Origin of the sequence: Rhodococcus sp. NPDC059179, from assembly GCF_042754885.1 — a bacterium.
Taxonomy (GTDB): Bacteria; Actinomycetota; Actinomycetes; order Mycobacteriales; family Mycobacteriaceae; genus Rhodococcus_G.
The window spans coordinates 964,105-987,575 of sequence record NZ_JBHZBV010000001.1; the positions used below are offsets into that span (position 1 = coordinate 964,105).

Below are 23,471 nucleotides of genomic sequence, written 5' to 3' on the forward strand. Positions count from 1 at the left end.
TCGGGCGGCCGGATTGGCCTACTGTCCTCTTGTGAACCAGCTGTCCTTCTTCTCCGCGGAGGCGGTGCCGCCCGCGGTATCGGACCTGAGCGGGCTGCTGGCCGCTCAGGGGCAGGTCTCCGCGGGCGCAGGCCGGGCCAGGGTGTCGGTCGTCGTCGACGCGCCGTGGCGGGCGGACGCCGTCGCCGAGCTGATCGAGGAGGCAGGCCTGGCCGCCGAGATCACCCGATCCGACGAGGGCAGCCCGCTGGTCCGGACCGGGTCGGTGCCCGAGCTGGTCGCGCTCGCGGCGCAATGGACCAAGGGTGCGGTCAAGGCCGTGCCTGCGGGCTGGATCCCGGACTCGCGTGCCCTGCGGGCCTGGGTGCTGGCCGCGGGCCGGTCCGAGAGTGAGGGAGACCGGTTCGTGCTCGGGCTGGACCCGCACGCCCCCGACACCCACCCGGTGCTCGCCCAATCGCTGATGCGGGCCGGGATCGCACCCACCCTCATCGGTACCCGTGGGGCAGGCCCCGGGCTCCGGATCGTGGGGCACAAGCGGCTGATGCGGCTGGTCGAAAACGTCGGACAGGCACCCGACCGGCAGGAGGCGCGCGAGGCCTGGCCGCAGGTGTAGAACAGTCGACACGGGATTGATCTGCAAGGATGGGTACGCGGTGTGTCACTGTAGTGACTGACGTGATCGCCGATTCGAGTCGAGGAAGGTGCAGGCAGCAAGGTGGCAGCTCGGGAGAAGGACACGGCGGGCGACAGCCCCGCCACAGCCGACCAGACGCGCCGTCTCGTGATCGTCGAGTCGCCGACCAAGGCCAGGAAAATTGCCCCCTACCTGGGCAAGAACTATGTCGTCGAGGCGTCGGTCGGTCACATTCGCGACCTCCCCCGGGGCGCGGCGGACGTGCCGGCCAAGTACAAGGGCGAGGCCTGGGCCCGGCTCGGCGTCAACGTCGACCACGACTTCGAACCGCTCTATGTGGTGAGCCCGGACAAGAAGGCGAAGGTCGCCGAGCTCAAGAGTCTGCTCAAGGACGCCGACGAGCTCTATCTCGCCACCGACCCCGACCGCGAGGGCGAGGCCATCGCCTGGCACCTGCTCGAGACGCTCAAGCCGAAGATCCCGGTCCGCCGGATGGTCTTCCACGAGATCACCAAGCCGGCCATCCTCGCGGCCGCGCAGGACACCCGCGACCTCGACCAGGACCTGGTCGACGCGCAGGAGACCCGACGCATCCTCGACCGGCTCTACGGCTACGAGGTCAGCCCGGTGCTGTGGAAGAAGGTCATGCCGAAGCTCTCGGCAGGCCGCGTGCAGTCGGTGGCCACCCGCGTGATCGTGCAGCGCGAGCGCGAGCGGATGGCCTTCCGGTCCGCCGAGTACTGGGACATCTCCGCCACCCTGGACGCGGGCGCCGAGGCCAACCCGCGCAGCTTCGGCGCGCGACTGGTCAGCGTCGACGGCAGCCGGGTCGCAGCGGGCCGCGACTTCGGGGCCGACGGACAGCTGAAGTCGACCGGCGTCACGGTGCTGGACGAGGGCTACGCCCGCCGCCTGGCCGAGGCGTTGCACGGCACCGATCTCACCGTCTCGTCCGCCGAGGACAAGCCGTACACCCGCAAGCCGTACGCGCCGTTCATGACCTCGACGCTGCAGCAGGAGGCGGCACGCAAACTGCGCTTCACTTCCGAGCGCACGATGCGGACCGCGCAGCGGCTGTACGAGAACGGCCACATCACCTACATGCGTACCGACTCGACCACGCTGTCGCCGTCGGCGATCGCCGCGGCCAGGGCGCAGGCCACCGAGCTGTACGGCGCCGAGTACGTCAGCCCGTCGCCGCGGCAGTACACGCGCAAGGTGAAGAACGCGCAGGAGGCGCACGAGGCGATCCGCCCCGCGGGCGACGTCTTCGCCACCCCGGGGCAGCTGCACTCGCAGCTGGCCACCGACGAGTTCAAGCTCTACGAGCTGATCTGGCAGCGCACCGTCGCCTCGCAGATGGCGGACGCGCGGGGCACCACCCTGACGCTGCGGATCACCGGCATCGCGGGCACCGGCGAGGAGTGCACCTTCTCCGCATCGGGCCGCACGATCACCTTCGCGGGCTTCCTCAAGGCGTACGTCGAGAGCGTCGACGAGGAGGCCGGCGGCCAGTCCGACGACGCCGAGTCGCGGCTGCCGGTGCTCGTCGCCGGGCAGGCCGTCACCGCCACCAAGCTGGACCCGGACGGCCACACCACGAACCCGCCGGCCCGCTACACCGAGGCCAGTCTGATCAAGACCCTCGAAGAGCTGGGAATCGGTCGCCCGTCTACGTATTCGTCGATCATCAAGACGATCCTCGACCGCGGCTACGTCTACAAGCGCGGCAGTGCCCTGGTGCCATCCTGGGTGGCGTTCGCCGTGATCGGGTTGCTGGAGGCGCATTTCGGCCGGCTGGTCGACTTCGACTTCACCGCCGGCATGGAGGACGACCTCGACGAGATCGCCGGCGGACGCGAGCAGCGTGGAAACTGGTTGTCCAGCTTCTACTTCGGCGGCGAGCACGGGGTGGAGGGCTCGGTCGCCCGCTCCGGCGGACTCAAGAAGATGGTCGGCACCAACCTCGAGGACATCGACGCCCGCGAGGTGAACTCGATCCGGCTCTTCGCCGACTCCGAGGGCCGCGACGTCGTGGTGCGGGTCGGCCGGTTCGGCCCGTATCTCGAGCGCATGGTCATCAATCCCGATGACCCCGAAGGGGATCCGGTCTCGCAGCGCGCAAACCTGCCCGACGATCTGCCGCCGGACGAGCTGTCTCCCGAGTACGCCGAGAAGCTGTTCGCCACCCCGCAGGACGGCCGCAAGCTGGGCGTCGACCCGCTGACCGGGCACGAGATCGTCGCGAAGGAGGGACGTTTCGGTCCCTACGTCACCGAGATCCTGCCCGAGCCGGAGCCCGAGCCGGAGCCGGACATCGTGCCGGTCCCGACGGCCGAGGGTGAGGGTGCCGTCCAGACCAAGGCGCCTGCCAAGAAGGCGGCCGCGAAGAAGTCCGCGAAGAAGGCTGCGGGCCCGAAGCCGCGGACCGGCTCGCTGCTCAAGTCCATGGACGTGGCGACGGTGACGCTCGAGGACGCGCTGCGGCTGCTTTCGCTGCCACGCGTGGTCGGCGTCGACCCGGAGTCGAAGGAAGAGATCACCGCGCAGAACGGCCGCTACGGCCCGTATCTGAAGAAGGGCACCGATTCTCGTTCGTTGGAGAACGAGGAGCAGATGTTCACGGTGTCCCTCGAGGACGCGTTGAAGATCTACGCGGAGCCCAAGCGTCGCGGGCGCACCGGGGCGGCGACGCCGCCGCTGCGGGAGCTGGGCAACGACTCGGCGACGGACAAGCCGATGGTGATCAAGGACGGCCGGTTCGGTCCGTACGTCACCGACGGCGAGACCAACGCGAGCCTGCGTAAGGACGACGACGTCGCGACCATCACCGACGAGCGTGCCTCGGAACTGCTCGCCGACCGTCGCGCGCGTGGCCCGGTGAAGAAGAAGGCCGCCGCGAAGAAGGCGCCTGCCAAGAAGGCCGCGGCGAAGAAGACCGCTGCCAAGAAGGCGCCCGCCAAGGCGGCCGCGAAGAAGGCCGCCGCCAAGAAGTCCTGACGGCCCCGGACTGACGTTTCGGACGCCCACCGGGAACTGTCGGGCCCGACCGCTAGGCTCGGCCCGTGGCGGGAGTATTCGATCGACTGGTCGGGCAGGAGCACGTCGAGGTCGAGCTGACCGGTGCCGCGTGGGCGGCCAGGGGCGGCGTCGCCTCGGCGGGCTCTTTGATGACCCACTCCTGGCTGTTCACGGGTCCGCCCGGCTCCGGCCGCTCGGTCGCGGCGTTGTGCTTCGCCGCCGCGTTGCAGTGCACGGGCGACGGCGAGCCCGGGTGCGGGCAGTGTCACGCCTGCACCACCACGATGGCCGGCACCCACGGCGACGTGCGCCGGGTGATCCCCGAGGGCCTGAGTATCAGCGTCGCCGAGATGCGTGCGATCGTGCAGACCGCGGCGCGCAGGCCCAGCACAGGGCGCTGGCAGGTGGTGGTGATCGAGGACGCGGACCGGCTCACCGAGGGCGCCGCCAACGCCCTGCTCAAGGTCGTCGAGGAGCCGCCGGAGCGGACGGTGTTCCTGCTGTGCGCGCCGTCGGTGGACCCGCAGGACATCTCGGTGACGCTGCGGTCTCGGTGCAGGCACGTGGCGCTGGTGACCCCGTCGGTGGAGGCGATCGCCGGGGTGCTGCGCGAGCGCGACCAGCTCGACGCCGACGCCGCCCTGCTGGCCGCCTCGATCAGCGGCGGCCATGTCGGCCGCGCCCGAAGGCTGGCGACGGACGAGGAGGCGCGGGCGCGACGCAGCAAGGCGCTGGGCATCGCGTCCGCCGCGACCCGCCCGGCAACCGGATACGCGGCCGCCGACGAGCTGGTCCGGGCCGCGGAGGCCGAGGCCAAGGAGATGAGCGCGGCCAGGGACGAACGGGAGACCGAGGAGCTGCGCACCGCCCTCGGCGCGGGCGGCACCGGCAAGGGCGCGGCCGGGGCGCTGCGCGGGTCGGCAGGCGCGCTCAAGGACCTCGAGCGCAGGCAGAAGTCCCGCGCCACCAGGACCGGTCGCGACAGCCTGGACCGGGCCCTGATGGACCTGGCCGGGCTGTACCGGGACGCGCTGGCGGCGGCTATGGGGTCGTCCGCACAGCCGAACCACCCGGACAAGGCGGACCAGGTGCGAAAGATGGCCGCGGCGGGCAGCCCCGAGGCGTTGCTCCGGTGCGTTGAGGCGGTGCTCGAGTGTCGCGAGGCGCTCGCGACCAACGTCAAGCCCCGGTTCGCGGTCGCGTCGATGGTGGCCAAGCTGGGTGCCGAGCTGAAGTAGCGGGGGCCGTTTTCGCATCCGCGGGATGAGCCGCTAGACTCCCTCTGGCTCGACCGCGAGGTCGGGCACGCCGCCTTAGCTCAGTCGGTAGAGCATTTCACTCGTAATGAAAAGGTCAAGAGTTCGATTCTCTTAGGCGGCTCCATTCGAAGGCCCCTCACCCGCGTCAGCGGGGGAGGGGCCTTTCGAGTTTCGCGCTCGATGCGGGAGACTCCTCACATGACCGCCCCTGCCGAGCCCGCGAAGTCCACCCGAGCATCGCGTCGCGTCGTGAGGGGAGCTGTGGTTGGCGCACTCATCGCCCTCGGGCTCGTCGCCGTCAACCGACTCCGCGCCCAGCAGTCGGTCACCTCGGCCCACTGGGACGACGACCCCATCGGCCCGGACGACCTGGCCGGATAGCTCAGTCGGTTACGGCGGCCAGCGCGTCGAACTCGCTGGCGTCGTGCGCGCAGATGATCGTGATCTCGTCGCCGTGCGCGGCGTGCAACTCGCGAACCCGGTGCTGGTTGGCGATTCGCGACCGTCGGTCCATCTCCATCGTGACCTGCATCGCCCGCAGCCCGGGCGGGCAGGACGGCGGGGTCAGCTTCTCGTCGGTGAAGTAGTAGCCGTCACCGGCGTGCAGGAACCATCCGCCGCCCGGGCGACGTACCGCCACCGCGCTGTGCCCGAAGGTGTGGCCGCGCAACGGCACCAGCAGGACGCCGTCGCCGACCGCCCGCACCGATTCGAAGCCGAACCACCGGTCGCCGTCCGCGCGGTGCTCGACCCAGTTCGGGCCGTGCGCCCACTGCTTCGCGCGGTATCGGGTCTTGTCGAGCATCTTGGTGCGGGCGCGGGCGGTCGCGAGCTCGTCGGCGTGCACGTGCACCCGGGCCCACGGAAAGTCGCCGAGCCCGCCCGCGTGGTCGCCGTCCAGGTGGGTGACCACGATGTCGCGGACGTCCGACGGGTCGTAGCCGAGCGCGCGCACCTGCGCGACGGCGGTGAGTGCGAGATCCATCCTGGCGCCGATCGACGTCACGAACAGCCGACCGAGGCGGCCGACCGGGTCGGCGACGTCCGCGCTGCCGAAGCCGGTGTCGACCAGGGTCAACCCGGCGGGTCCCTCGACGAGCAGGCAATGCGCGACCAGGCGCGACGGGGCCAGGGCAGGGATGCGACCGGCGGTGGGGCACATCGTCGCGCAGCTGAGGTGGTGGATGCGACCGCTCACGGACGTTCACTCTCCGGGCTGGTGGCGTCCGGCGCAAGGTCGGAGCCCGATGTCGGAGGCGTGCGGCATGCTGGGGTCCGTGATCAGACTGCCGAGAGACGCGCTCACACGGCGCTAGTCCGGGCCCCGATCCGTGGGTGCGGGCGCGCCGACCGTTTGTGCGGAGGCGTCTCACATGTCCCATACCGACAAGACCGACCCGATCGTCGTCAAGCTCTGGACCGGCGCCCTCAACGGCGTTGTCGTGCACGACCATCGCGACGGTCGCTGCGACCTGCCGCGCTCGATCGCCGAGGAGCGTGACAGGCCGACGCACGACTGCGGCGTCGAGCACCTGTACTCGGGCATCAACGCCTGTTGCTGTCCGTTGTGCAGGCAGCCGGCGCTGCGGCGCGCGGACAGGGCGTCGGCGCGGCTGCGCGACCGGATGGCGCGCGAATCCGCCCGGCGCGCCTGGAATTCCGGGGATCACGACGAGGCCGACGGGGTGCCGCCCCGGCCGCGGCGATGATCGAGCCGGAGCGCGCCCGACATCGGGTGCGCTCCGGCCCGGCCGGGTCACCGGGTGATGTGCTCCAGGATCACCGTGTGCACGTGGTGCGCCTTCTCCGTGCCGCGGAAGTCGGCCTCATAGGTCTGCTGGCCGATGTCCACGGCGATGCTGCTGGACGAAAAGAAATGTCCGGCCCACGATTTGTTGCTGAGAAAGGACACCGACCGGACATTCTTGTACGGAATTGACGTGATCGCGGTGCGGCTGCCGACGAAGCTCTTGTCCTGAATGACGAGGCGAAGATTGGTCAGCCCGATGAATCCGGTGCCTGCGCCGATGCAGTCGTAGACCGCGATGATCGTCTCGCCCTCGAGAATTGCCTGCTGGACCTGCTTCAGCTGATCCGACTTGTCGAATACCGGTTCGGCCATGCTCGTCTCCTTGGTCGCGGTTTCCGTCGGACCTCGAAATCTAGCCGTCGCGAACGGGCCGAACAAGCAAGGTGACAGGAAGTCGTTCCGGGCTATGGTTTGGGAACGGAATCACACCCTGCGGATAGGAAGTGGCGCCATGTCGGATCCGAATCAGCCCCAGCAGCCCGATCCCGCGCAGCCCGGTCAGACGCCACCCCAGCCCCAGTACGGCCAGCAGCCGCCGCAGTATGGGCAGCCGCAATACGGTCAGCCCCAGTACGGACAACCGCAGCAGGGTCAGCCGCAGTACGGCGCCCCGCAGTACCCCCAGCAGCCGGGCTATCCGCCGCCGGGCCAGCCGTACGGCAGCCCGCCGCCACCGGCATATCCCTACGCCTCGTGGTGGTCTCGGGTCGGCGCATACCTGCTCGACCGGATCGTGGTCCCGCTGCCTGGCTACCTCATTGCGGGTCTCGGGGCGTTGATCGCGTTCAAGGATTCGGAATCGGTCACGACCTACTCGGGTGACTATTACGGCCCCTATTCCGACACCGAGCTGACCAACGTCAACGGCGCCGGTATCGCCATCATGGTGGCCGGCATTCTGCTGGCGCTCGCGTTGCTGGTCTGGAACATGGTGTTCCGGCAGGGCAATACCGGGCAGACGCTCGGCAAGAAGTGGCTGGGCATCTCGGTGGTACGCGAGGCGGACGGACGGCCGCTCGGCCCCGGCATGGCCTTTGTGCGGTGGTTGATGCTCTGGTTCCTCGGCGACCTCTGTTTCCTGAACTTCCTTTGGCCGCTGTGGGATCCGCGACACCGGTGCTGGCACGACATGCTGCTCTCCTCGGTCGTGGTCAAGGGTGCCGTGGCGGTGCCGCGATGACGATGACGCGGTCAGGGATTCGGTCCCGCTCGATGCGTGCTCCGCTCGCCGTCGCGGCGGCGGGTCTCGGCGCGGCGATGCTGCTGTACCTGCGTGACCCGCACCGCGCAGGCGCCTACGGGTTCTGCCCGTTTCACGTGGTGACCGGTTGGTGGTGCCCGGGTTGCGGCGGGCTGCGCGCGGTGAACGACCTCACCCACGGGGACGTGGTCGCCTCGCTGTCGAGTAACGCGGCGATCCTGCCGCTCGTCGTGGTGTTGACGGTGGCGTGGATGCGCTGGGTGTCGCGGCGGTGGAGGGGGGTCGACGATCGGATGATCGTGCTCGGACGGTCTGCCACCGCTGCGATACTGGTGGTGCTCGCGGTGTTCACCGTGGTGCGCAACACCCCATGGGGAGCGGGGCTCGCCCCGACGTGACAGCGGAGCGGCGCTCGCCCAGGCGTCACGACGGTCCAGACTCGACCCGGAGGTTCCGATGGCAATGCAGATCTTTTCGGTGATCGTGATGGTGGGCGCGCTGATCGTGCTCATCCCGGTGGCGCGCCGGGTGTTCCGCAAGCACGACGACTGATCCGGCGCGTCCGGTCGACAGCGCGGCTCTGCTGGTCAATGCTCAGCTATGGCCGAATCGCTGAAGCATCGCGTACGGGAGAAGTTGCTGCGCCAGATCGCGGAGGACGGCGGCTATCCGTCCGAGCGTTCCGAGGGCAACGATCCGCGCCTGGTGGCGCTCGACGACGACCTCGCTGCCCTCGAGGAGGCGCTCGACGGCGATCCGGTGATCGAGCACCTCGCGGCCAAGTACTGGGTGCCCTGACCCCGCACCCGAAAAGTGACCCCTACCTGCGGCGGCGGCGCGTGCGACGGGTATAAATACATCTTGTGTCTAAGTTGCATTCGGCGTCAGAGGTCGTCTACCGCGAGGTGAAGGAGCGGATCCTGTCCGCGGCGCTGCCCGGCGGCGAGTTGATCAGCGAGGGCGAGATCGCCACCGAGATGGGTACCAGTCGCACCCCCGTCCGCGAGGCGTTCCTGCGGCTCGAGGCCGAGGGCTGGATGCGGCTCTACCCCAAGCGGGGGGCGCTGATCGTGCCCGTCGCCGACGGCGAGGCCGAGCACGTCGTCGCCGCGCGCCGGCTCGTCGAGACCGATGCGGTCCGCACCGTCGTCGCCGTCGAGACCGTCCGGACCGAGCTGGTCGCGGCCCTGCGCGCGAGCCTCGACACCCAGCGCGCGGCCGCCGCGGCGGGGGACGTCGACGGGTTCAGCGGGCTCGACGCCGACTTCCACCGGCTGATCGTCCGCGCGGGCGGCAACCCGCTGCTCGACACGTTCTACGCGGGCCTGCGCGAGCGGCAGCGCCGGATGACCGCGCGCTCGCTGGCCAGGGACCCGCTGCAGCTCGCCTCGATCATCGACGACCACACCGCGCTCTCGGACCTGGTCGAGGCCGCCGACGCCGACGGGTACGACGCCGCGGTGATCGTGCACATGCGGCGCGTGCACGGACTGCCGCTGTTGCAGGCCGGTGCCCGATGAGCCTGCAGGTCGAGGCCCAGTCCCGGCGGGTCGCGGCGACCGCCGACCGGCCGCAGAAGCGGTCCGGCGCGCCGTGGGCGCTGGTGTCAGCCGCGATGTTCGCCGTCGCGTGGGGCGGCAACGAGTTCACCCCGCTGCTGGTGATGTACCGGCTCGACCACGGCTACTCCGCGGTGGTGGTGGACAGCTTCCTGTTCGCGTACGTGTTCGGCATCGTCCCCGCCATGCTCATCGGCGGTCCGCTCTCCGACCGCCTCGGCCGACGGCCGGTGATGCTGCCCGCCCCGTTCATCGCGGCGGCCGGTTCCCTCGTGCTCGCCACCGGAGCCGACAGCTCCGCGCTGCTCATCGGGGGTCGCATCCTCAGCGGTATCGGACTCGGCATCGGCATGGCGGTCGGCGGCAGCTGGCTCAAGGAGTTGTCGACGGCGCCATGGGATCGGCGCGCAGGCGCAGGCTCCGGTGCCAGGCGGGCGGCGATGAGCCTGACGGCCGGGTTCGCCCTCGGCGCGGGTGCGGCGGGCGTGCTGGCGCAGTGGGCGCCGTGGCCGAGTGCGCTGGCGTACCTGGTGCACATCTCGATCGCGGTCGCGGCCGGGGTTGCCCTGTTCGCGACACCGGAGACCAGGGCCGCGGTTCCGGCCGACCGGCGCGTCCCCCTGCGCGAGGACCTGCGGATCCCGGCGGCGGGGCACCTGCGGTTCCGGTACGTCATCGCCCCGGTGGCGCCGTGGGTGTTCGGCGCGGCCAGCTGCGCCTACGCGGTGATGCCCGCGCTGATGGCCCCGCACAGCGGTGGTAGGCCGGTCGCGTTCTCCGCGCTGCTGTGCGTGGTCGCGTTGGCCGCGGGCTTCTCGATCCAGGCGCTTGGCAGGCGCATCGACACCCCGCACAGTGCCCGCGCCGTCGTGGTCGCGCTCACGATCCTGGTGGCGGGTATGGCGGTCGGCGCCGTCGCCGCTGACCGGTTGACGGTGCCGCTGGCGCTGGTCGCGGCCGCCGTGCTCGGCGGCGGGTACGGCATGGCGCTGGTGTCCGGGCTGCAGGAGATCCAGCGGATCGCGCGCCCCGACGACCTCGCCGGGCTCACCGCGGTGTTCTATTCGCTGACCTACATCGGGTTCGCGGTGCCCGCGGCGATGGCGCTGTGTGTGCAGACCTGGCCGACGGTGTTCAGCTATCCGATGCTGTTCGGGCTCGGCGCGGTCGTCGCCGCGGCCTCCCTGGTGCTGGTGCTGGTCAAGAGTCGATCGCACCTCCAGAACGGCGCCTAGCGCAGCGTGCGGTTGTGGAATCCATGGACTCCACACCCGCACCGCTGCGGCGAGGCCGCATCTACCCCGCGGGGTAGAACGGGGTCGAAACGCGGAGTCCGCCGAGATCGACCCCACTCGGGTGAGCGCCCACGCCAGGGGTGGACAGGGGGCCTAGGTTGGCGCTGCCGACGGTCGCGTTGAAGCTGTCGCTGGGGATCACTGCGGAGGCGACGCCCGCGCCCGCCGTCAGGACGAAGGCTGCTGCGACGAGGGCCGTGGCGGTGCGGTTTCTGACTCTGGTCATGTTGGGCATTTCGAGAGCCTTTCGTGGCTGGTCGGGTGGTTACGGCGAGGGTGCCGGCGCCGTGAGGCGGCGCCGGCACCGGCCGCGGGTGGTGTACAGGCCGAGCAGAAACTCAGCAGAACCCCACAACGATGCAGCCGCCTGGGTTGACGATTTGACCGGCACCGGGGCTGAGCACCTGGGGGCCGCCCACGCCGACATTGAACGCATGATCGAAGATCCCGGCGGAGGCGACGCCCGCACCCGCGCCGAGGGCAGCGGCCGAGAGGGCGAGAGCGGCGAAAGTGCGCTTGATGGTGTTCGACATGTGAATCTCCTTGCTGGGTGGTGGTTTTGCTGACAGGACAAGAGTCCCGTGTCGGCACCCATCCCGGCTATCCACCACAGGAGGGAAACCCGTCACCACCCCGAGGCCATCGCAACTGTGCGCGTGTCTTACCCCGGTTGGGGTGTGACGCGCGCACGGGCGGCGGAGCCGCGCCTAGGGCATGGCTTTCTGGAACAGCCAGGCATCCCACAGCGGGCGCAGCGGCAGATCGGTGTAATGCGCCGCCAGGTCGGTGAATTCCTCGGTCGTGACGGTGCCGTGTCGGTGCTTGGCGGTCCACTGCCGAAGCAGGTTGAAGAAGGCCTCGTCGCCGAGCGTGGTTCGCAGCGCGTGCAGGGTCAGGGCGCCGCGCTTGTATACCCGGTCGTCGAACATCAGCTCGGGACTCGGGTCGCCGAGCATCAGGTCGTACGGCAGTCCGGTGAGGTTGCGGTGCGCCTGGGTCGCGATCTCGTGCGCCGACGGGCCGCCGGAGTTCTCCGACCACAGCCATTCGGCGTAGCAGGCGAAGCCCTCGTGCAGCCAGATGTCGCGCCACGACCCGAGCGTCAGGCTGTTGCCGAACCACTGGTGTGCCAGCTCGTGGGCCACCAGCCGTTCCGCGCTGCGCTTGCCGTCGCAGTGGTTCGCTCCGAACACCGAGATGCCCTGTGCCTCAATGGGAATCTCCAGCTCGTCATCGGTGACGACGACCGTGTACTCGGGGAAGGGGTAGGGGCCGAACAGCGCGGTGAAGGTCTCCATCATCTGCGGCTGCCTGCCGAAGTCGTGCTCGAACGCCGTCCGCAGCCGCGGCGGGAGCACGGCGTGCATTGGTACCGAATCGTGGTCGACGCGCCTGCGCTCGTAGTGGCCGATCTGGATGGTCGCCAGGTAGCTGGCCATCGGCTCGGTCTGCTCGTACACCCAGGTGGTGTGGCTGGCCCGGACCTGCTTGCGCACCAGCGTGCCGTTCGCCAGCGCGTAGTACGGCGAGTCGGTGGTGATGGCGATCTGGTAGCTGGCCTTGGAGCCCGGGTGATCGTCGCACGGGTACCAGGACCCGGCGCCGTTCGGCTGGCTGGCGACCAGCGCGCCCTCGGTCAGCTCCTCCCAGCCGACCTCGCCCCACAGGCTGCGGATCGGTTTCGGGGTGCCCGCGTACTGCACAGTGACCGACAGGGCGCCGCCAGCCGGGATCGGATGCGCCGGGGTGATCGTCAGCTTCCCGTGCTGGTGGGTGTACTTCGACGGCCGGGAACCGTTGACCGACACCTTCGTCACCGCCAGGCTCTGCGATAGGTCGAAGGCGAACTTCGGCCGGATCTCCGTGGTGGCGGCGGTGATCGACGCCTTGCCCGCCAGCCGGTTGCCGGACACCTTGTAGGTCAGGTCCAGCTCGTACCGCGACACCCGGTAGCCGCGATTGCCGACGTGCGGCAGGTAGGAGTCGATCGGCTCCTCGTAAAACTTCCCCGGCTTCACCATCGTCACGCCCACGGGGTGATCGGGTTGCCCTGCCAGCGGCTGTTCGGCGGCACCGTGTCGCCGCGCATCACCAGCGACGCGGGTCCAACCGTGGCGCCGTCGCCGATTCCGGCCGCGGGCAGCGCGACGCAGTGCGGTCCCAGGGTTGCCCCGTTGCCAAGGGTGACGGTGTCCATGGACATGATCCGATCATGGAACAGGTGGGTTTGCACCACGCAGCCCCGCTCGACCGTCGCGCCGTCGCCGAGGGTCACCAGGTCCGCCTCTGGGAGCCAATAGGATTCGCACCAGACGCCGCGGCCGATCGTCGCACCCATCCCTCGAAGGTAGACCGCCAGCACGGCGGTTCCGGTCGCGGCGCGCGCGAACCAGGGCGCGGCGACGGTCTCCACGAACGCGTCCGACACCTCGTTGCGCCACACGAAGGAACACCACAGCGGGTGCTCGACCCTCCTGATCCGCCCGACGACGAGCCACTTCGCCGCGATCGACGCGGCCCCGGCCACCGCGCCCGCGACCAGCAGGACGATCCCGCTGAGCAGGGCGGCGAGCCAGAAGCCGACCGCGCCCGCCATCGCCTGCAGCGCGAACAGCACCCCGAGGCCGATGCCGAAGGTGACCATGACGGGGATCAGCCGGCACGTTTCCACCACGGCCCGGGCGATCTTGAGTCGCAGGGGCGGTTCGAACGTCCTGGACGAGTCGGTGTCGCCCACGGACCGGCGCAGCCGCACCGGCGGGCTGCCCAGCCACGACGAGCCGGACTTGGCCTTGCTCGGCGCCGCGGACAGCACCGCGACCAGGCCGTTCTTCGGCACCCGGCGGCCGGGACCGGCCATCCCGGAGTTGCCGAGGAAGGCGCGCTTGCCGACCTTGGCCTCCTTGATGTGCAGCCAGCCGCCGCCGAGTTCGTAGGAGGCGACCATGGTGTCGTCGGCGAGGAAGGCGCCGTCCGCGACGGTGGTGAACTTCGGCAGCACCAGCGCGGTGGAGATCTCGGTGTTCTTGCCGATGTTCGCGCCGAGCAGTCGCATCCACACCGGGGTGAGCAGGCTGGCGTAGAGCGGGAACAGCAGGGTCCGGGCCGAGTCCATCAGCCGTTCGGTTGCCCACACCTGCCAGCCGACGCGGCTGCGCACCGGGTGGTAGCCCTCGCGCAGGCCGACGCCGAGCCCGCGGACCGCGATCAGGGTCAGCGCCGCGAACACCGCCAGGGTCAGCACCGTCGCGGCAGGCAGCCAGGCGAGCGCGCGCACCGCCGCGGAGCCGAGGTCGGGGGTGCCGTGGACGCCCCAGCCGATCAGGGCGATCCCGGCCGCGAGCGCGACGATCGGCAGACCGGCGATGGCGACGGAGGTGAGCCCGAACACCGGCACCCACCGCGTCGCCAGCGGCGGCCGTTCGGCCGGCCACGGGTGGGCGGCCTTGCCGACCTTCACCGCGGGGGAGCCGGCCCAGCTCTGCCCGGCCTTGACCCGCCCGGTCACCGCGGAGCCGGGCGCGACCTCCGCGTTCTTGCCGACGCGGGCGCCGGGCAGCAGGGTGGAGCGGGCCCCGACGGCCGCGCCCGCGCCGATCCGGATCTCGCCGATGTGCACCACGTCGCCGTCGATCCAGTGCCCGGTCAGGTCCACCTCCGGCTCCACCGAGCAGCCGTCGCCGAGCTCGAGCATCCCGGTGACCGGCGGCAGCGTGTGCAGGTCGACGTCGCGGCCGACCTTGGCGCCGAGGGCGCGCGCGTAGTAGATCATCCACGGCGCACCGGACAGGTTGGCCGCCCCGCTGGCCTCGGTGAGCCGGTGCGCGACCCACAGCCGCACGTGTTCGCGACCGCCGCGCCGGTAGCTGCCGGGGGTGAGCCCGCGCAGCAGCAGCCGGCACCCGGCGACGGAGATCGCCATCCGCCCGATCGGGCTGATGAAGGCGATGAACGCGGCCAGCACCCACCACCAGGACACGGCCGGGGCCCACGGCACGTCGGCGACCAGCGCGAGCACGTTGTTGACGATCGCCAGCCAGGTCACCCACTGCAGCCCGGTCAGGGTGGTCAGCGGGATGGTGAGCAGGATCTGCGCCAGCTGGGTGGACCGCGGGGTGGGCTCGACGATCCGGGGCTCGGCCGCCGCGGTGGGCGCGAGCTCGTCGAGGAACCCGGCCAGCGAGCCGAGCCGCGGGTGGTCGTAGACCTGGGCGACGGTGACCTCGGGGAAGCGTTCCCGCAGCGCGGTCACCAGCTGGGCTGCGGCCAGCGAGCCGCCGCCGCTGGCGAAGAAGTCGTCGTCGGCACCGGTGATCTGCGCGCCGAGGATCGACGCCCACAGCCCGGCCACCCAGGCGGCGGTGCCGTCGAGCCCGGCGCCCGCCGCGGCGTCCCCGGCGTCCGTGCCAGGCAGCGGCCACGGCAACGCCGCCCGGTCCACCTTGCCGGAGGTGCGGGTCGGCAGCTCGCCCAGCAGCGCGAGCCGGGGTACCAGCGCCGCGGGCAGCCGCTCGGCGAGCAGCTCGCGGGCCGCGGCGACGTCGAAGTCGGGGTCGGTGCTGGCCAGGTAGCCGACGAGGATCGAGTTCCCGGCGGCGGTCTTGCGGACCGCGGCGGCCGCCCCGCTCACCCCGGGCAGGTTCTGCAGCGCGTTGTCCACCTCGCCGAGCTCGATGCGTCGGCCGCCGAGCTTGACCTGGTCGTCGGCGCGACCCTGGAACAGCAGCCCCTCGAGCTCGAGGCGGACCAGGTCGCCGCTGCGGTAGGCGCGGTCCCAGCCGAGCGAGGGCATCGGCGCGTACTTCTCGGCGTCCTTCGCCGCGTCGAGGTAGCGGGCGAGACCGACACCGCCGATCACCAGCTCGCCGACCTCACCGATCGGGACCGGGGTGCCCTCGCCGTCGACCACCGCCAGGTCCCAGCCGTCGAGCGGTAGCCCGATGCTCACCGGGCCGCGGCCGTCCATCAGGGCGCCGCACGCGACGACCGTCGCCTCGGTGGGGCCGTAGGTGTTCCACACCTCGCGGCCGTCGACGGCGAGGCGTTCGGCCAGCTCCGGCGGGCAGGCCTCGCCGCCGAAGATGAGCAGCCGCACCGCCTCGAGCGCCTCGGCCGGCCACAGCGCGGCCAGCGTGGGCACGGTGGAGACGATGCTGACATCGCGTGAGACCAGCCATGGGCCCAGGTCCATGCCGCTGCGGACCAGCGCGCGGGGCGCGGGCACCAGGGTGGCGCCGTGCCGCCAGGCCAGCCACATCTCCTCGCAGGAGGCGTCGAAGGCGACGGACAGCCCGGCCAGCACCCGGTCGCCGGGCCCGATCGGCGCGTGCTGCAGGAACATCCGCGCCTCGGCGTCGACGAACGCCGCGGCGCTGCGGTGGCTGACCGCGACGCCCTTGGGGGTGCCGGTGGAGCCGGAGGTGAAGATGATCCAGGCGTCGTCGTCGACGGTCGGGACCCGCGGTGCGGGTGGATTCTCACGGCGGGGAGCGGTGCCGGGCTCGATGGTGTCGCCGGTGATGATCGCCGCGACCTGCGCCTCGCCGAAGACCAGCTCGGCGCGTTCGTCGGGGTCGTCCGCATCCACCGGCACGTAGGCGGCGCCCGCGGCCAGCACCGACAGGATCGCCACGTACAGCGAATACGAGCCGGACGGCATCCGGATGCCGACCCGGTCGCCCGCGCCGACCCCCGCCTCGCCGAGCCGCTGCGCGCCGCCGTACATCTCCTCGAGCAGTTCGAGGTAGGTCAGGGTGGTGCTGCCGTCGTCGATCGCGAGCGCGTCGGGGTTGGCCTCGGCGGTCGCGATGACGATGTCGATCAGGGTGCGTGGCGCGGGAGCCAGCGCCGACCGAAGGTACTCGGTCGGGATCCGCTGGGATCGGTCCGTTTCCGGTTGGGACTGCAGTGGCACCCGAGATTTCCTGTCTGAGTCGGCTGGTTGTCGCGTCGTTATCTCATGGCAAGTTTGCTAGCTGGTGAACGCGCGGACGGTAGCGGCGCGCAGAAGGGGCGATCGGAGCCCGCGCGGGCGGCGAAAATTCTCGCCGAGACATGGCTGCAGACTACGCCCGGACCCTTCTTTCGCTGGGGTGTCGAGGTCGGGGAGTGCTAGGCATCGCCCTGCTCAGCCGAGCGAATCGAGCGCCTCGTCGATCGGGGTGTCGCCGGTGTTGAAGCCGATGAACCGCCCGATGGTCGCCGGCCGGACCAGCACCGCCGCGGCCACCCGCGCGACGTCCTCACGCGACACCGTGCCCGACTCGATGCTCGGACCGACCTCGATCCCGCCCGTGCCCGCCTCGAGGGTGAGCGTGCTGGGGCCGAGGATGGTCCAGGACAGCGCGGTGCCGCGCAGATGGGCGTCCGCGGCGGCCTTGGCCTCCGCATACGGGAAGAACGAATTATCCGGCGGGACACCGTGATCGGCCCGGGCGCCGAGGTACGACACCATCACGTACCGGTCGACGCCTGCCTGTGCGGCCGCGTCCATCGAGCGGATCGCCGCGTCCCGGTCCACGGCGTAGGTCCGGGCGGGATCTCCGCCGCCCGCGCCCGCGGACCACACCACGGCGTCGTGCCCGCGGATGAGGTCGGCGATCGGGTCCGTGCCGAGGTTCTCGACGTCGGCGAGGACGGCGGTCGCGCCGGTCGCCCCGACGTCGGCGGCGTGCGCGGGATTGCGGATCAGGGCGGTGACGCCGTCACCCCGATCGCTGAGAATCCGGGCGAGGTGCAGGGCGACCTTGCCGTGACCGCCGATGATGACGACGCGTGCCATGTCGATTCCTTCCGTCGGTGCCGCTGCCAGTACAGCGCGCGTGTCCGGCCCCGCGCAACGCACCGCGCGGTGGCGCCGCGTCAGGAATTGCCCGCCGAGACGAGCGTGCCGACGCCGAGCGCCGCCAGGATCCCGGCGCTCAGGCTGTCGAGTCGCTCGCTCACCCTTGGCCTGCGCAGCAGCGCGACCAGCCGCGACGCGGCGACCGCGAACGCGCCCATCACCACCAGCGCCACGACGGCCTCGACCGCTCCGAGGGTCATCGCCGAACCGAAGGTCACCTGGTCGAGGAACTGCGGGACAACCGCGAGGTAGAACAGGCCCATCTTCGGGTTCAACGCGCAGGAGAGCACCCCGGCGCCGAACGCGGACCCGGTCGAGGCCGCGACCCGCCCGGTCTCCGCGGGACCGGCCGCCCGCCGCCGGAGCAGGGCGCGGACCCCGAGGTAGAGCAGGTACAGCCCGCCGGCGATCTTGACGACCCGGTACGCGGACGCGGACTGCTCGAGCAGGGTCGCGACCCCGAGCGCCACCACCACCGCCCAGAACAGGCTGCCGATCGCCACCCCGACGGCCGCCGCGACGCCGGGCCGGGTGCCGCCGATGCTGTAGCGCAGCACCAGGAACGAGTCGGGTCCAGGCATGAGGGCGAGCAGCAGGCACACGCCCGCGAAGCTGAGCAGGGTAGCGGCGGTCATGGCGACAGGAAACCGCAGATCAGGATTCAAAATCAAGTCGAATTCGACGGGCCGTCGGATGGCGTGTCCACCGATCGGGGGACGGCCGCTTCATCCGTGGCGAGGCCCGGCCGGCGGACAGACAACGGCCGACGCCGGGGCCATGGTTGGTTCAGGCCGAATTCCGGCCGACGACACGAACCGAGGAAGCACGAATGAACACATCAGTGACGGCAGCAGCGCCGGGGATGGGCGTGGGCGGATCGATCAGCACCGAGGAGATCAGGTTTCGGATCGCCGCCATGTTCGAGGCGCCCTTCGCGTTCGGCTTGCCGGACCAGCTTTCCGAGGGCGCCCGATGACCACGACGCCGCGCCGCGGGTGCATCGGAATCCCGGATGCCCTCGCCGGGGTGCACGACGAGAGCCGGTTCGACCGACTCGCTGGGTCAACGGCCTCTAACAAGTGCAAGCCGCCGGGCCTAGGCTGCCTTGATGCCGGTATTCGCCTGGAGCGCAAGCAGATCCACCGTCCCGGCCATGGCCCGCGCACCCGCGTCATTGAGGTGCAGTCCGTCGCCGCTGTCAAACTCGGCCCGAATGAAGTCCGGCCGCTTCGGATCTTCCACCGCCGCCGCCACATCGAACACGGCGTCGAAGATCGTCGATTCCCGCAGCCACGCGTTCACCGCGTTCCGCACCGGAATCCCTTCGGCCACACTCATGCCCGGGTAGATCACCCCGGCGAAAGGCCCGATCGTATTGGCGTAGATCGGCAGCCCCGCTGCATGTGCGAGCCGCGCCAGCTCAATGTACCCGGCAATCAGGGCATCGACCGGCGCGGCTCCCGTCAGAATCAGGTCATTGATCCCGAAGTTGGCCCACACGCCCGCCACGCCCGGCACCGAAAGCACATCCCGTTCGAACCGGGCCAGCGCGTGCTCGCCGACCTGATCGCTGAGCAAACGGTTACCGCCGATGCCCTGATTCACCACCCATCCGTGGGACAGCGAGGAATTGAGTGCGTCGACCGACCGCCGGTTCTCCCCGTGCGTGGATCCCACACCCTCGAACCACGAGTCGCCGAAGGCCACCAGTACCGGTGTCCCGGCCGCGGCCAACACATCGATTCCGGTGAGGAAGAACCGTGAGATGGTTTCCTCGGCGTCGGGCAGGGCGGTGTCACCCGTCCGATCGCCCGGCACGATCCAGCCGGACGCCGCGGGCATATGCGCGAACGCCGCGAGGCCCGTGTCCTCGGGTAGGTACAGAGTCAGCGTGATTTCCTGTCCCGCTTCGACTTCCATCGCGACGGGATCGCTCACGATCTCCCCGCCCGCCGGAATCCGCACCTGGTCGGCCCCGCCGAACCGCACCGCAGTATCGGTCTCGGCCACGATCTCGTGCCCGCTCTTACGTAGTGCGATTCGTGCCACCCCGATCACCAATTCCCGATCCGAGTACCGATTCGTCAGCCGCACCCGTAGCCGCTCGCCGCCGCCGGCGAGCCGCACCACCTGCCGCAGTGTCTCCCCGGCGAATCCGCGCGGTTCGGCCAGCCGAATCTCCTCGCCCGGGTTCACCAACGGTGCACGGAATCCGGCGATCCATTCCTGTGTGGTCATCGAAACCCTCCATTTTGTTGCTGTGCGGAATATTGCGTTGTCAACAACATACGCAAAATGTTCCGCATGTCAACTATCCCCGACGCAATGGTCTGGTCTACGCTGCTCACGTGGACCCCAAGCATCTCTTCGACGACCCCAGGCTCACCGCCGTCGGCTTGCTGTTCGAGGCCAATGAAGGGCTCCTCGCGCGCCTGGACCCGATCTGGAAAGAGAACGGTCTCTCAGGCTTGGACCTGAACGCACTCCTACGCCTGACCCGCTCGCCGGGACGCAAACTCCGCATGACCGATCTGGCCATTCAGACGGGCCTGTCCACCAGCGGAGCCACCCGACTCGTAGATCGCCTGGAGCGCAATGGTTTCGCCCGCCGCGAAGCCGATCCGAAAGACCGCCGCAGCTCTTGCGCCGTACTCACCGCGGCGGGAGCCACCTGCGTCGCACGAATCCTCCCCGCCTACCTCGAAGGCATCGACCGCTGGTTCACCGGCCTCTTCACCCCCGACCAGCTCGAAGCCCTGACCGCGGCCCTGCGCGTTGTCCGTGACGCAACCAACCCCGAAGCCACCCACGTGTCCGACTAGTTCGCGGGCAGCGGAGCGAGAGAGGTCGAGGGATGGGGAGCGGGTGAGCCCGCGGAGAAGGTTGACAACACGCGGCCAGGGCTGCAATCCTCGCCGTAGGTCATGAGTGCCAGCAGATAGCCCCGGCTTGCTGGCCGGCAACCCTCCACCGCGGTGGGGTGCCCCGGGTGACGACCTGGCTGCGGTCCACTACCGGACCCGGCAAGCGCGGGCTCGTTGTCTACCAAACGCACACGGGTCCCTGACCGAGGGATATCTGATGACTGCTGTTCTCACCGCCGCCACCACCGCCGTTCTCGCCGCCGACGCCTGCTCCGCCGACCGCCCGTTCGCCGCGGTCTCCGGTGCCGACCTGTCGGTCCCGCTGTCCGGCGGCGGGACCTGCACCTACGCGAACTTCGACTACGCGGCGAGTGCGCCTGCGTTGGCGCAGGTCACCGCGCGGGTGCAGGAACTGCTGCCCTACTACGCCAGCGTGCACCGCGGCGCCGGCTACGCCTCACAGGTGTCGACCGCCAGCTACGAGGGCGCCCGCGACACGGTGGCCGGATTCGTCGGGGCCCGGCCCGACGACGTGGTGGTGTTCACCCGCAACACCACCGACTCGCTGAACCTGCTCGCCGGCTGCGTGCCCGGCGACACCGTCGTCCTCGACATCGAGCACCACGCAAACCTGTTGCCCTGGAAGAAGAACGGCGCCCGGATCGTCCGGTCCGCGGACACCGTGGCCGAGACCGTCGAGCGGATCGTCGCCGAACTGTGCACCAGGCCCGCCGCGCTGCTCGCCGTCACCGGCGCCTCCAACGTCACCGGCGAGGTGCTGCCGATCGCGCGCCTGGCCGAGGTCGCGCACGCCTGTGGCGCGCGGATCCTGGTCGACGGCGCCCAGCTGCTCCCGCACCGGCGGGTGGACATCGCCGCGCTCGGCGTCGACTACCTGGCCTTTTCCGGCCACAAGCTGTATGCACCCTTTGGCGCGGGCGCGCTCGTCGGCAGGCGGGACTGGCTCGACGCCGCCGAGCCCTACCTGGTCGGCGGCGGTGCCACCCGCGAGGTCTCGGCTGGCGGCGTCGACTGGGCGCAGGCGCCGCAGCGGCACGAGGCCGGCACCCCCAACGTGCTCGGCGTCGCGGCGCTGGCGGCGGCCTGCGAGGCGTTGGCCGGCCTCGACGCAGACGCGGCCGAGCGGCACGAGCGGGTCCTGTGCGACCGGCTCGTCGACGGACTGCGCGGCATCGACGGCGTCGAGCTGCTCCGGATCTGGTCCGATTCACCGGATTCGGTCGGCATCGTCACCTTCACCGTCGACGGATGCGCGCCCCGCGAGGCGGCGAGCCATCTCTCGGACCGGCACGGCATCGGGGTCCGCGACGGCCGGTTCTGCGCGCATCCGTTGCTCGCGAGGCTCGGCCGACCCGACGGCGCCGTCCGGGCGAGCCTGGGCCTGGGCAGCCACGCCGCCGACGTGGACCGATTGGTGGCCGCGCTGCGGGAACTGGTGGACGGGCGTCGCCCCGCGATCGGGTTCGCCGGGTAAACTCGCGCCATGGCACCCGTGACGATCCTGGCGACTGACGCCCAGTGGTGCCGTCGGCATGTGGATCTCTGCCGTACCGCGTCGGGCATGTGTCTGAGCTGAGCTCGTCCCCAGCTCGCCCAGCTCACACGCATCCCCAAGGAGACCCATGTCTGCCTATTCGTCTTTCCGTACCCGGCCGCTGCACGTGGCGGTCGAATTGTCAGGAGCCGGGCATCACCCGGAGTCCGCGGTGCACACCGACTTCCGGATCCCGATCGGGCTCACCGACTACTGGGTGGACCTGACCGCGTCGGCGGACCCGGGGGCGCAGCTCGACCTGGCCGCGGTTCCTGGCGCCGTCGTCCGTATCCGTGCGCATGATCTCCGCGAGGCCCAGCAGCAACGCGACCGCATCCGTGCGGATGCCGCGGCCGACGGCCGGGATCCGGACTCGGTCACGGTTCTGCTCGACGTCGAGGTACTACTCGGCGACGATTCACGCTCCGCGCGAAGGGAACTCGCCCAGCTCGACGGCGACCTCGGGGGCGTCCGGGTGCCCGACTCGATCGCCTACGTCGGGACGGCGTCGGGGCTGGCCGGGCTCATCGCAGACATCAGCGCGGCGGGGGTCGCCGACGGGGTCACCCTGCTTCCGCTGGTCCTGCCCCGCGTGCTCGACCGGGTGGTGGACGAGGTGCTGCCGTCGCTGCACGAGCGCGGACTCACCCGGCCGTCAGCCGCCCTCGGCGAGGTGCTTGGCCGATTCGGATTCGCCTCCAGCAGAAGCGTTTTCGCCTCCTAGGGCACGTCTCCCCAGTTGCCTTGCGGAGGAGTGGCCGGTCGGTCGCTCCTCCGCAAGGCCGCGGTCAGGCCGAGCGCCGGGTGGGGTCAGCCGCGGCCTCTGTGACGATGTGGACCCGGGGATCGGGGTCGAAGCGGTAGCCGGTGCCGCGGACGGTGGACACCAGCCAGCCGAACCGTCCGAGCTTCGTCCGAACCCGAGAGACGTGCACGTCCACGCTGCGGCCCGCCCGTTCGCGCTCGCCGAGGTTGCCGCTCAGCTCGAGCAGTCGGCGCCTTGAGACCACCACCCGCGGCCGCCGGGCCAGGTGGGAGAGAATCTCGAATTCTGTGTGGCTCAACGAGACCGGTAGGCCGCCAACCGAGACCTGCCGGGCCGGGAGGTCGATGACCAGCGACGCGTCGGTCGGCGAGACGGAGTTCGCGTGACCGGCCGAGTTCGTGGGCGCGACCGCGGCGGTCGGTGTGGGCGCGGTGTCCATCCGGGCCCGGGTGCTGACCCCGGGGACGAGCTCCTGTGCGGTCGCGCGCAGGGCGTTTGCGAGCGCGACCAGCTGCCGCCTGTCGGCGGATCCGGGATTGCTGAACTGCAGGGTGAGGACGAGATCGGGATCTGAATCCCGCTGTCCCAGAGCGTGATCAACCATGGGAACTCCCAGTTTCGGTATGAAGGTGTAGGTGGCGGTCGTGGTCAACGACAGCC

Annotated in this window: 25 protein-coding genes, 1 tRNA gene and 1 riboswitch; of the genes, 16 read left to right on the top strand and 10 right to left on the bottom strand. The window is 70.6% G+C overall.

Annotated elements, in window-relative coordinates; all coding sequences use genetic code 11:
- The first annotated feature begins 31 nt into the window (after positions 1-31).
- From ACFXMV_RS04460 to ACFXMV_RS04480, 5 genes are all read left to right on the top strand, one after another.
- A complete protein-coding gene (locus tag ACFXMV_RS04460; RefSeq protein WP_378499860.1) occupies positions 32-616 on the top strand; it encodes a hypothetical protein in 585 nt (194 codons plus the stop codon).
- A gap of 102 nt (positions 617-718) precedes the next feature.
- Positions 719-3,637 carry a type I DNA topoisomerase gene (gene topA / locus ACFXMV_RS04465; protein WP_378499859.1) on the top strand — a complete coding sequence of 973 codons (2,919 nt, stop codon included), beginning with the start codon at positions 719-721 and terminating at the stop codon, positions 3,635-3,637.
- A 65-nt stretch (positions 3,638-3,702) separates the two neighbouring features.
- The gene (locus tag ACFXMV_RS04470; protein ID WP_378499858.1) at positions 3,703-4,896 is read left to right on the top strand and encodes a DNA polymerase III subunit delta'; all 1,194 of its coding nucleotides are present in this window, start codon (positions 3,703-3,705) and stop codon (positions 4,894-4,896) included.
- Between the two features lie 69 nt (positions 4,897-4,965).
- A tRNA-Thr gene (locus ACFXMV_RS04475) sits at positions 4,966-5,041 on the top strand.
- A gap of 74 nt (positions 5,042-5,115) precedes the next feature.
- Entirely contained in the window at positions 5,116-5,298 is a 183-nt protein-coding gene (locus ACFXMV_RS04480) for a hypothetical protein (RefSeq protein WP_378499857.1), read from the top strand.
- A 1-nt stretch (position 5,299) separates the two neighbouring features.
- On the opposite strand, the gene ACFXMV_RS04485 is transcribed toward ACFXMV_RS04480, so the two are convergent.
- Positions 5,300-6,115 (bottom strand): MBL fold metallo-hydrolase, encoded by an 816-nt coding sequence (locus tag ACFXMV_RS04485; protein ID WP_378503236.1) that lies wholly within the window; start codon positions 6,113-6,115, stop codon positions 5,300-5,302.
- A gap of 175 nt (positions 6,116-6,290) precedes the next feature.
- Between ACFXMV_RS04485 and ACFXMV_RS04490 the strand changes: the two genes are divergently transcribed.
- Positions 6,291-6,626: a hypothetical protein gene (locus tag ACFXMV_RS04490; RefSeq protein WP_378499855.1), complete on the top strand. Its 336-nt coding sequence runs from the start codon at positions 6,291-6,293 to the stop codon at positions 6,624-6,626.
- Positions 6,627-6,673: 47 nt separating this feature from the next.
- Here ACFXMV_RS04490 and ACFXMV_RS04495 read toward each other — a convergent pair whose 3' ends face one another.
- The gene (locus ACFXMV_RS04495) at positions 6,674-7,039 is read right to left on the bottom strand and encodes a PH domain-containing protein (RefSeq protein WP_378499854.1); all 366 of its coding nucleotides are present in this window, start codon (positions 7,037-7,039) and stop codon (positions 6,674-6,676) included.
- 139 nt (positions 7,040-7,178) lie between these two features.
- Between ACFXMV_RS04495 and ACFXMV_RS04500 the strand changes: the two genes are divergently transcribed.
- The 5 genes from ACFXMV_RS04500 (at position 7,179) to ACFXMV_RS04520 (ending at position 10,722) form a co-directional block, all read left to right on the top strand.
- Entirely contained in the window at positions 7,179-7,907 is a 729-nt protein-coding gene (locus ACFXMV_RS04500) for an RDD family protein (protein ID WP_378499853.1), read from the top strand.
- Between the two features lie 32 nt (positions 7,908-7,939).
- Positions 7,940-8,326: a DUF2752 domain-containing protein gene (locus ACFXMV_RS04505; RefSeq protein WP_378503235.1), complete on the top strand. Its 387-nt coding sequence runs from the start codon at positions 7,940-7,942 to the stop codon at positions 8,324-8,326.
- 202 nt (positions 8,327-8,528) lie between these two features.
- Positions 8,529-8,726, top strand: a complete 198-nt coding sequence (locus ACFXMV_RS04510; protein ID WP_378501980.1) for a hypothetical protein — start codon at positions 8,529-8,531, stop codon at positions 8,724-8,726.
- Between the two features lie 65 nt (positions 8,727-8,791).
- On the top strand, positions 8,792-9,448 hold the full coding sequence (locus ACFXMV_RS04515; RefSeq protein WP_378501981.1) for a GntR family transcriptional regulator: 657 nt from the start codon (positions 8,792-8,794) through the stop codon (positions 9,446-9,448).
- A gap of 95 nt (positions 9,449-9,543) precedes the next feature.
- On the top strand, positions 9,544-10,722 hold the full coding sequence (locus tag ACFXMV_RS04520; protein ID WP_378501983.1) for an MFS transporter: 1,179 nt from the start codon (positions 9,544-9,546) through the stop codon (positions 10,720-10,722).
- 61 nt (positions 10,723-10,783) lie between these two features.
- On the opposite strand, the gene ACFXMV_RS04525 is transcribed toward ACFXMV_RS04520, so the two are convergent.
- The 6 genes from ACFXMV_RS04525 to ACFXMV_RS04550 all read right to left on the bottom strand — a co-directional run bounded on the left by ACFXMV_RS04525 (position 10,784) and on the right by ACFXMV_RS04550 (position 18,261).
- Entirely contained in the window at positions 10,784-11,008 is a 225-nt protein-coding gene (locus ACFXMV_RS04525; protein WP_378501982.1) for a hypothetical protein, read from the bottom strand.
- A 112-nt stretch (positions 11,009-11,120) separates the two neighbouring features.
- Entirely contained in the window at positions 11,121-11,315 is a 195-nt protein-coding gene (locus ACFXMV_RS04530) for a hypothetical protein (protein ID WP_378498237.1), read from the bottom strand.
- A 174-nt stretch (positions 11,316-11,489) separates the two neighbouring features.
- Positions 11,490-12,803 carry a M1 family metallopeptidase gene (locus tag ACFXMV_RS04535; protein ID WP_378498238.1) on the bottom strand — a complete coding sequence of 438 codons (1,314 nt, stop codon included), beginning with the start codon at positions 12,801-12,803 and terminating at the stop codon, positions 11,490-11,492.
- A gap of 2 nt (positions 12,804-12,805) precedes the next feature.
- Positions 12,806-16,696: a Pls/PosA family non-ribosomal peptide synthetase gene (locus tag ACFXMV_RS04540; RefSeq protein ID WP_378503234.1), complete on the bottom strand. Its 3,891-nt coding sequence runs from the start codon at positions 16,694-16,696 to the stop codon at positions 12,806-12,808.
- 213 nt (positions 16,697-16,909) lie between these two features.
- Positions 16,910-17,563, bottom strand: coding sequence for an SDR family oxidoreductase (locus tag ACFXMV_RS04545; protein WP_378501140.1), 654 nt, complete (start codon positions 17,561-17,563; stop codon positions 16,910-16,912).
- Positions 17,564-17,643: 80 nt separating this feature from the next.
- A complete protein-coding gene (locus ACFXMV_RS04550) occupies positions 17,644-18,261 on the bottom strand; it encodes a LysE family translocator (protein WP_378501141.1) in 618 nt (205 codons plus the stop codon).
- Between the two features lie 194 nt (positions 18,262-18,455).
- Here ACFXMV_RS04550 and ACFXMV_RS04555 point away from each other — a divergent pair, with 194 nt between their 5' ends.
- Positions 18,456-18,602 (top strand): hypothetical protein, encoded by a 147-nt coding sequence (locus ACFXMV_RS04555; protein WP_378501142.1) that lies wholly within the window; start codon positions 18,456-18,458, stop codon positions 18,600-18,602.
- A gap of 119 nt (positions 18,603-18,721) precedes the next feature.
- Here ACFXMV_RS04555 and ACFXMV_RS04560 read toward each other — a convergent pair whose 3' ends face one another.
- Positions 18,722-19,822 carry a GDSL-type esterase/lipase family protein gene (locus tag ACFXMV_RS04560; RefSeq protein WP_378501145.1) on the bottom strand — a complete coding sequence of 367 codons (1,101 nt, stop codon included), beginning with the start codon at positions 19,820-19,822 and terminating at the stop codon, positions 18,722-18,724.
- 152 nt (positions 19,823-19,974) lie between these two features.
- On the opposite strand from ACFXMV_RS04560, the gene ACFXMV_RS04565 reads away from it, so the two are divergent.
- From ACFXMV_RS04565 to ACFXMV_RS04580, 4 genes are all read left to right on the top strand, one after another.
- Positions 19,975-20,448 (top strand): MarR family winged helix-turn-helix transcriptional regulator, encoded by a 474-nt coding sequence (locus ACFXMV_RS04565; RefSeq protein WP_378501143.1) that lies wholly within the window; start codon positions 19,975-19,977, stop codon positions 20,446-20,448.
- Between the two features lie 98 nt (positions 20,449-20,546).
- Positions 20,547-20,662: riboswitch (SAM riboswitch) on the top strand.
- Positions 20,663-20,707: 45 nt separating this feature from the next.
- Entirely contained in the window at positions 20,708-21,985 is a 1,278-nt protein-coding gene (locus tag ACFXMV_RS04570; RefSeq protein ID WP_378503233.1) for an aminotransferase class V-fold PLP-dependent enzyme, read from the top strand.
- Positions 21,986-21,994: 9 nt separating this feature from the next.
- A complete protein-coding gene (locus ACFXMV_RS04575; RefSeq protein WP_378501969.1) occupies positions 21,995-22,087 on the top strand; it encodes a putative leader peptide in 93 nt (30 codons plus the stop codon).
- A 46-nt stretch (positions 22,088-22,133) separates the two neighbouring features.
- On the top strand, positions 22,134-22,769 hold the full coding sequence (locus tag ACFXMV_RS04580) for a hypothetical protein (protein ID WP_378501970.1): 636 nt from the start codon (positions 22,134-22,136) through the stop codon (positions 22,767-22,769).
- A gap of 64 nt (positions 22,770-22,833) precedes the next feature.
- On the opposite strand, the gene ACFXMV_RS04585 is transcribed toward ACFXMV_RS04580, so the two are convergent.
- Positions 22,834-23,415, bottom strand: a complete 582-nt coding sequence (locus ACFXMV_RS04585) for a winged helix-turn-helix domain-containing protein (RefSeq protein ID WP_378501971.1) — start codon at positions 23,413-23,415, stop codon at positions 22,834-22,836.
- Positions 23,416-23,471: the final 56 nt, after the last annotated feature.